We start from the raw sequence: 8,283 nt of genomic DNA, 5'->3' as shown, positions 1-8,283 counted from the left end.
AATAAAGTTAGAATTCAACAAAAACTAGGCTACTTATCCCCTATAGAATATAGGGAATTAGCAGCCTAGAAAATAGTGTTTTTATTGAGCTTCCTTAGTAAGGGTGCAGTGCCTAAGAGCTGCCTTTTTTATTTGTATTCTGATTTAGGTTTATCAAGTCTTGCTTTACAATCATCGCACATAAATGTACGGATTGGGTGATTTCTTAATCTTTTTGCTTCTTTAGATTTAGAATCTAAATTAACGACAGAATCACAAATAATACATTTTACTTTCATAATCATGGTTAAACAACCTCTATGTCTGAAACATAACTGAATTTATTTTGGTAACCATTTTCTTGATCATAAGTAAAAGCGTCGATTTTACCATCTTTATATATCATTTTTCCTTCTTTAGAGAATTGGAAAAATAAATATGGCCATTGTTCAATTGGAATATCAATTGAATCTTGATCATTTTTTAAGACTACTTTTGTAGCGTTTTCATTTGGTTCAGCATTTTTGATAAAAGGCATCGCATTTATAACATAAGTATCTTTTAAAAATGAACGTCTTTTATAAGTTGTTTCACTATTTAATGTTGGAGGATTTGTAGCACCTTCAAGGATTGCACGGTTCCATGCAACATTATTTTCAAATTCAATTGGCTTTTCGCCATTAAAGATACCTTGCTCTAAATCTTCAATTTTTACTTTGCGATCATCAAAAATCCATGTTGTTGCATCTAACGTAATATTAAACTTCGTATTTCCTTTAATTTGTATCAATTTTTTCACTCCTATCAATCTCACAATTCAATTTTAACATATTTGTAATTAATAACCTTCTGTTTTCGCTTGCAATTTTCAGATTTGTAGTCTAAAATTTTATAAGTATAGAAACTTAAAAAAGATTAAGGGGGAGTATGTCATGCATTACGATTCAGAAATTTGTCAAAGGGCATATGACCAATTATATAACGATTCTGAAAAAATCCTTCAGTTAATAAAGGTACAAATGGACAACTTAACTATGCCACAATGTCCTTTATATGAGGAAGTTTTAGATACGCAAATGTTTGGTCTTCAAAAGGAAGTAGATTTTGCAGTACAAATTGGACTTGTTGATAGAGAAAAGGGTCAGACACTTATGGCAAGTTTAGAAAAGGAACTATCTAAATTGCATGATGCTTTCACAAATGCTTAAATTATACAAAGTCTAGAGAGGAGAAATCTTTCTTTAGACTTATTTTTTTAGAATTGGAATGAGTCGATGGAATATATTAAGAGGTTTTTCCAGTACATTAAGAATTACTCAAAATACATAGATTTCACATTGTTAATTACTTATATCATTTTATCATTCATTGGCTTAGTGATGGTATACAGCGCAAGTATGGTAGCTGCTACAAAAGGTACTTTAACAGGTGGTATCCCAGTATCGGGTACTTACTTTTTTGTGAGGCAGTTACTATATTGTATAGTTGGATTTTTTATTGTGTTTTTTATGTCGTATTTTATGCACATTAACATTTTAAAAAATAAAAGAGTACAACAAATTGTTATATTTACAATATTTGGTTTGCTCGTGTTAACTTTACTTGTTGGTACGACAATTAACGGTGCAAAAAGTTGGATTAACTTAGGTTTTATGAACTTACAAGCATCTGAAATATTGAAAGTTGCAATGATTTTATACTTATCATTCATTATTGATAAAAGACGAAATCGACTTAAACAATTTAAACTTGCACTGATGATGCCTTTATTCTTAATTGGTACTTGTATTGGATTAGTCTTATTACAAAATGATACAGGTCAAGCGTTGATACTATGTATGATCGTATTATGTATCTTCGCATATTCAGGTATTGGTATTAAAGCAATTTTAAAATGGTCTGGTCCAATTTTTGCAGGTGTTGTATTACTCATTATCTTTAGTATAGTGTTTAAAGGTGGCATTCTGTCACAACACCAAGCAGACCGATTTCATGTACTTGAAAATCCTTTCAACTACGAAAGCGGTATTGGATATCACTTAGCTAATTCATTATTAGCAATCGGTAACGGCGGTCTCTTTGGTAAAGGGCTAGGTAATGGCATAATGAAATTAGGTTATTTACCTGAACCGCATACAGACTTTATTTTTGCAGTTATTGCAGAAGAACTAGGCTTAGTCGGCGTGTTATTCATAATAGGATTACTTGGGTTCATTGTATATAAAGGTTTCTTATATGCAGCCCTTACGGATTCATATTTCTTTAAATTAGTATGTGTAGGTATTTCAAGCTATATTGGTATTCAAACTTTTGTAAACTTAGCTGGTATTTCAGGAACAATTCCTTTAACAGGTGTTCCATTGCCATTTATGACATTTGGTGGATCCTCAATGTTAAGCTTAAGTATCGCGACAGGTATACTATTATTAACGGCTAAACAGATAAGAATTGAGAGTCGTCAAAGCACGAGATAAATGCATAATTAATCAATCAAATTAATAAATTATATAAAAATTGCGGATTATAGTAGAATATAATCCGCAATTTTTATATAATGGACTAATATATTGTTTTTAGAAAATTCAAATACATTGAGGGGAGCCTCCAAATATGAGCAAAATAAATAAATTATTAGTAGCCAATCGAGGCGAAATTGCAATCAGAATTTTTAGAGCAGCAACAGAGTTAGATATTGAAACGGTAGCGATTTATTCTAATGAAGACTTAGGGGCATTGCATAGATATAAAGCAGATGAGTCTTATTTAGTAGATGAAAACCTAGGGCCAACTGAAAGTTATTTAAATATAGAAGCAATTATAAAAGTTGCCAAAAAAGCAGGCGTCGATGCGATTCACCCGGGGTATGGCTTTTTAAGTGAAAATGAAACATTCGCTAAGAGATGTGCTGAAGAAGGTATTAAATTTATCGGACCAGAACTTAAACATTTAGACATGTTTGGGGATAAGGTAAAAGCTAGAGCGACAGCTATAGCTGCAGATGTTCCAGTTATTCCAGGAACTGATGGTGCGGTTGAATCATTTGAGGAAGTAGAAGCATTTACAAAAGAACACGGTTTCCCAGTTATCATCAAAGCCATTTCAGGTGGTGGTGGTAAAGGCATGCGTATCGTCAATAATGCGAGTGAATTAGAAGATGCATACCAAAGAGCTAAATCAGAAGCTGGAAAATCTTTCGGAAATAGTGAAGTTTATGTCGAAAAATACATAGATCAACCAAAACATATTGAAGTTCAAATCATAGGTGACGAACACGGAAACTTAGTTCATTTATATGAAAGAGATTGTTCAGTACAACGTAGACATCAAAAAGTCGTTGAAGTTGCACCATCTGTTTCATTAGGTGATGAACTGAGACATCGTATTTGTAATGTCGCATTAGACTTAATGAAGAAAATCGGATATGTCAATGCAGGTACGGTTGAGTTCTTAGTATCTGGTGATGAATTCTACTTTATTGAAGTTAACCCACGTGTACAAGTAGAACATACCATTACTGAAATGGTAACAGGTATTGATATTGTTAAGACGCAAATTCTAGTTGCTGAAGGTGAATCATTATTTGGTGACAAAATTGAAATGCCACAACAAGAAGACATTACTACTTTAGGTTTCGCAATTCAAAGTCGTATCACAACTGAAGATCCATTAAATGACTTCATGCCAGATACAGGTAAAATTATTGCTTACCGTTCAAGTGGTGGTTTCGGTGTAAGACTAGATGCTGGTGATGGATTCGAAGGTGCAGAAATTTCACCTTATTACGATTCATTATTAGTGAAAGTTTCAACACATGCTATGTCATTAAGACAAGCGACTGAAAAAATGCTACGTTCTCTTAAAGAAATGAGAATAAGAGGTATTAAAACAAATATTCCATTCTTATATAATGTGGTAAATCACGAGAAGTTCGCGAAGGGTACATATACAACTAAATTCTTAGAAAACAACCCAGAACTATTTGATATTACACCGACTAGAGATAGAGGTACAAAGACGTTACAATATATCGGGAACATTTCGGTAAATGGATTCCCTGGTGTTGAAAAACGAGAAAAACCACACTTTGAAAAGTTCAAATTAGAAGAAGTATCTAATGAAGAAATTGCATCATTATCAGGTACGAAACAAATTCTAGAACAACATGGACCTGAAGGCGTAAGTAAATGGTTAAAAGAACAAGAAGAAGTATTATTGACGGATACGACGTTTAGAGATGCACATCAATCATTATTAGCAACACGTATGAGAACATACGATATGTTACAAATTGCACCTGAAACAGCTAAATATTTAAATGACGCATTTTCATTAGAAATGTGGGGCGGTGCAACATTTGATGTGGCATACAACTTCTTAAAAGAAAATCCATGGGAACGTTTAACACGCTTACGTAAAAAAATTCCAAATGTGTTATTCCAAATGTTGTTAAGAGCATCAAATGCAGTTGGATATAAAAACTATCCTGATAATGTGATTGAAAAATTTGTTAAAGAAAGTGCCGAAGCCGGAATCGATGTGTTTAGAATATTCGATTCATTAAACTGGTTAGATCAAATGAAAGTCGCAAATGAAGCGGTACAAAAATCAGGTAAAATTTCTGAAGGTGCGATTTGCTACACAGGCGATATCTTAAATCCACAAAGATCTAACGTATATACTTTAGAGTATTACATTAATCTAGCTAAAGAATTACAACGTGAAGGTGTACATATCCTTGGCATTAAAGATATGGCTGGATTGTTAAAACCTAAAGCAGCTTATGAACTAATTAGTGAATTGAAGACACAAATTGATATTCCAATCCATTTACATACTCATGATACGAGCGGTAACGGATTACTTGTTTATCAAAGTGCGATTAGAGCAGGTGTCGATGTTATTGATACTGCAGTAGCAAGTATGAGTGGTACAACATCACAACCTTCAGCTAACTCTTTATACTACGCATTAAGTGGTAATGAAAGAGATGTTAGAACAAATATTGATGGGCTTGAAAGATTATCTCAATATTGGGATACAGTTAGAAACTATTATTCGGATTTTGAAAGTGATATTCGTTCTCCACATACTGAAATTTACCAACATGAGATGCCAGGTGGACAGTATTCTAACCTTGGTCAACAAGCTAAGAGTTTAGGATTAGGTGAAAGATTTAATGAAGTTAAAGACATGTATAAACGTGTTAATTTATTATTTGGTGATATCGTAAAAGTAACACCTTCTTCTAAAGTAGTTGGGGACATGGCATTATACATGGTTCAAAATGATTTAGATGAAGAAAGTGTTATTAAACGTGGACGTTCACTAGATTTCCCTGAATCAGTAGTTTCATTCTTTAAAGGTGAAATTGGTCAACCGGTAAATGGCTTTAATAAAGAATTACAAAAAGTCATCTTAAAAGGGCAACAACCAATTGAAAAACGACCAGGTGAATTATTAGAGCCTGTTGATTTTGATGCATTGCGTGAAGAGTTACAAGCTAAACAACAAGAGGAAGTAACGGAACAAGATTTAATCAGTTATGCCATTTATCCTAAAGTTTACGAACAATATATTAAGACATATGAAAGCTTCGGAAACTTATCATTGTTAGATACACCTACATTCTTATTCGGTATGAAGAAAAATGAAACGGTAGAAATAACAATTGATAAAGGTAAGATCTTAATCGTTAAATTACTTTCTATTGGTCATGTATACGAAGATGGTCATCGTTGGGTATACTATGAGTTGAATGGTCAGCCAAGAAAAGTATACGTTAAAGATGAACATGTTAAAGTATCTGAGGCAGTATTACAAAAAGCAGATTTAAGTAATGAATCTCATATCGGTGCTCAAATGCCTGGTACAATTTCAGAAGTGAAAGTAAAACAAGGTGATGAAGTGAAACAAGGTGATGCACTTATCATTACTGAAGCAATGAAAATGGAAACTACAATACAAGCACCATTTGATGGAACGGTAAGCAATATTTACGTTTCAGCTGGTGACAGTATTCAAACACAAGATTTGATTATTACAATCGATAAAGCATAATAAAATAAAAGCCGCTTAAATCAATTGATGATTTAAGCGGCTTTTTGAATGTTAACTTCGACGTTTAGAACGCGATATTAACATGATAAAGTAACACAATAATCCAAATAACATTGTTATAAATAATGCGTGGAAGAGTGCGATAAATAAATTAACACGTGTGATAACTGATAAAGCACCTGTTGTTACTTGTAAACAAACTAGTACAAAAGCTAATGTCCAACCGTATTTAATAACGCGGTATTGTGTATAATTTTTGAATGCATGAATGAATATATATAATATCCAAATAAATATGATGAAAGCTAAAGTTCTATGAGACATTTGAACCCATTCATAAAAGTTTTGAGGTAGTCCGACTTCACCGTTTCTACATAATGGCCAACTTAAACATGCTAAACTTGCATCTGCATGTCTTACAAGTGCGCCTGAATAAATCACAAAATATATAAATAATGTAACAGCATAAGTGTGTACCTTTAAATGTTTATCTATTATTAAGCTTGTAGCTTCGAATTTTTGATCAACTTCATAAATAATTAATGTTAACAATAAAACTGATGCGAAGCTAATAAGTGATATTCCGAAATGTAGAGATAAAATAAAATCATTTTGTTGCCAAATTACAGCAGCTGCTCCAATTAAAGCTTGTGCAAAAATAAATGCAATGCTCGTAATACAAAGTGGTTTAACTTCTCTAATATGACCAAGTTTGACCCAACTTATATAAGTAAGTAAACAAACAAGAATAAGTGCTAATCCAGATACGCCTCTATGGGCTAATTCTATAATCGTTTCAACTGGCCAATCTGCAGGTATAACAGAGCCATGACATAATGGCCAAGAGTTTCCGCAACCATCAGCGGAACCAGTCTTAGTAACTAATGCGCCACCTAATTGGACAAAGAGCATCACAATTGTCGCTATAGTAGATAGCCATTTTAAAAATTTATCACTAAACAATTCGAACACCTCAAGTAAAATTAAAATTGATATTTATAGTACTATAAAATGAGTTTTATTCTAAAATAAACCTTATTTATATGTCAAAATATGATAGAATTTAAGAGAACAACGTATTAACAATTATTCTTACTTTAATACGATTCTAATTTAAACACTAATATCTATAGTATAACAATGAATGTACATTGTAAATGTTACACAATAATGACTTTTTATGCGAACAAAGGATAAGTAATAAAATGTCAAAATTTTGTTTCAAAAATGTATAGATTATGTGACAATTTTCATATATCATTGAGTTATATGTGAAAGATAATGGAAGGAGGGACAAAATTGCAACAAAATCAATATAGTGTGACTTCTGAGAAAGAAATAGAAACTGGACGTCTCACTTTGTATGAAATTAAAGCCATCATTAAAATGGGTCTTGTTCAAGGAAATCTGATCCCAACATTTGCGGGTGCGTGGCTTGCAATAGTATTTGGTGGATTTAACTTCTTCCACAGTTTACCGGTTGTTCTATTAATGATGGTAGGATCAACCCTAATTATGGGCGGAGCATGTGCTATAAATAATTATTACGATCAAGATATCGATTCTATCATGCCTTCAAAACAAAAGAGACCTACAGTAAATGGACGTATTAGTAATCGCCACTTAATACAATTAAGTTTCGGATTAATGGTTGTGGGTGAAATTTTATTATTCATGATAAATATTCCAACTGGCATAATTGGATTACTTGGTATATTTGGATATGTAGTACTGTACTCAATATGGTCAAAAAGACATACCGTTTGGAATACAGTTGTAGGAAGTTTTCCAGGTGCAATACCGCCGTTAATCGGTTGGGCGAGTATTGATCCATCATTAAGCCCATTAGCATGGACACTATTTTTAGTGTTATTTGCATGGCAACCTGCTCATTTTTATGCTTTAGCTTATCGTCGTAAAGATGAATATGCCTTAGCTAATATACCAATGTTACCGTCAGTTAAAAGCTTCAATAGAACGCGTTTAAGTATGTTGTTTTGGGTAGTTCTATTATTACCGATACCGTTCTTAATGACGCAACTTGGTACAGTGTTTATCGTTATTGCAACACTGCTCAACTTAGCATGGATGTTATTAGCTTTATATGGATTTAAAAAAGAAATAAACAAATCAAAATGGGCTACGAGTATGTTTGTTTTTTCTTTAAATTATCTTGTTATTTTCTTTGTCATGACAGTTATCGTAACTGTTATACAATTAATATAATTAATTATGAATGAATGCATG

The 8,283-nt window shown here is 32.5% G+C and carries 7 protein-coding genes; 4 read left to right on the top strand and 3 right to left on the bottom strand.

What is annotated here, in order from left to right; all coding sequences use genetic code 11:
• Window positions 1–128 precede the first annotated feature (128 nt).
• Entirely contained in the window at window positions 129–281 is a 153-nt protein-coding gene (locus LQ611_RS10875) for a DUF2197 domain-containing protein (protein ID WP_080690503.1), read from the bottom strand.
• A gap of 5 nt (window positions 282–286) precedes the next feature.
• Complete coding sequence (locus tag LQ611_RS10870; protein WP_107565748.1) at window positions 287–769, bottom strand: hypothetical protein; 483 nt, start codon at window positions 767–769, stop codon at window positions 287–289.
• Window positions 770–911: 142 nt separating this feature from the next.
• Between LQ611_RS10870 and LQ611_RS10865 the strand changes: the two genes are divergently transcribed.
• The 3 genes from LQ611_RS10865 (at window position 912) to LQ611_RS10855 (ending at window position 6,036) form a co-directional block, all read left to right on the top strand.
• Window positions 912–1,187, top strand: coding sequence for an Fpa/YlaN family protein (locus tag LQ611_RS10865; RefSeq protein ID WP_025904660.1), 276 nt, complete (start codon window positions 912–914; stop codon window positions 1,185–1,187).
• 66 nt (window positions 1,188–1,253) lie between these two features.
• The gene (locus LQ611_RS10860; RefSeq protein ID WP_103360517.1) at window positions 1,254–2,453 is read left to right on the top strand and encodes an FtsW/RodA/SpoVE family cell cycle protein; all 1,200 of its coding nucleotides are present in this window, start codon (window positions 1,254–1,256) and stop codon (window positions 2,451–2,453) included.
• A 136-nt stretch (window positions 2,454–2,589) separates the two neighbouring features.
• The gene (locus LQ611_RS10855) at window positions 2,590–6,036 is read left to right on the top strand and encodes a pyruvate carboxylase (protein ID WP_107590753.1); all 3,447 of its coding nucleotides are present in this window, start codon (window positions 2,590–2,592) and stop codon (window positions 6,034–6,036) included.
• Window positions 6,037–6,087: 51 nt separating this feature from the next.
• Here LQ611_RS10855 and LQ611_RS10850 read toward each other — a convergent pair whose 3' ends face one another.
• A complete protein-coding gene (locus LQ611_RS10850) occupies window positions 6,088–6,999 on the bottom strand; it encodes a COX15/CtaA family protein (protein ID WP_107565746.1) in 912 nt (303 codons plus the stop codon).
• Window positions 7,000–7,356: 357 nt separating this feature from the next.
• Between LQ611_RS10850 and cyoE the strand changes: the two genes are divergently transcribed.
• Complete coding sequence (gene cyoE / locus LQ611_RS10845; RefSeq protein ID WP_037559895.1) at window positions 7,357–8,262, top strand: heme o synthase; 906 nt, start codon at window positions 7,357–7,359, stop codon at window positions 8,260–8,262.
• The last annotated feature ends 21 nt before the right edge of the window (window positions 8,263–8,283 follow it).

Origin of the sequence: Mammaliicoccus sp. L-M44 (assembly GCF_022386355.1) — a bacterium.
Taxonomy (GTDB): Bacteria; Bacillota; Bacilli; order Staphylococcales; family Staphylococcaceae; genus Mammaliicoccus; species Mammaliicoccus sciuri_A.
This window is presented reverse-complemented; position numbering and strand designations above follow the sequence as displayed.

Coding starts and splice junctions, on each gene's coding strand:
- LQ611_RS10865 (WP_025904660.1), top strand. CDS start 912: ATGCATTACGATTCAGAAATTTGTCAAAGGGCATATGACCAATTATAT.
- LQ611_RS10855 (WP_107590753.1), top strand. CDS start 2,590: ATGAGCAAAATAAATAAATTATTAGTAGCCAATCGAGGCGAAATTGCA.
- LQ611_RS10860 (WP_103360517.1), top strand. CDS start 1,254: ATGGAATATATTAAGAGGTTTTTCCAGTACATTAAGAATTACTCAAAA.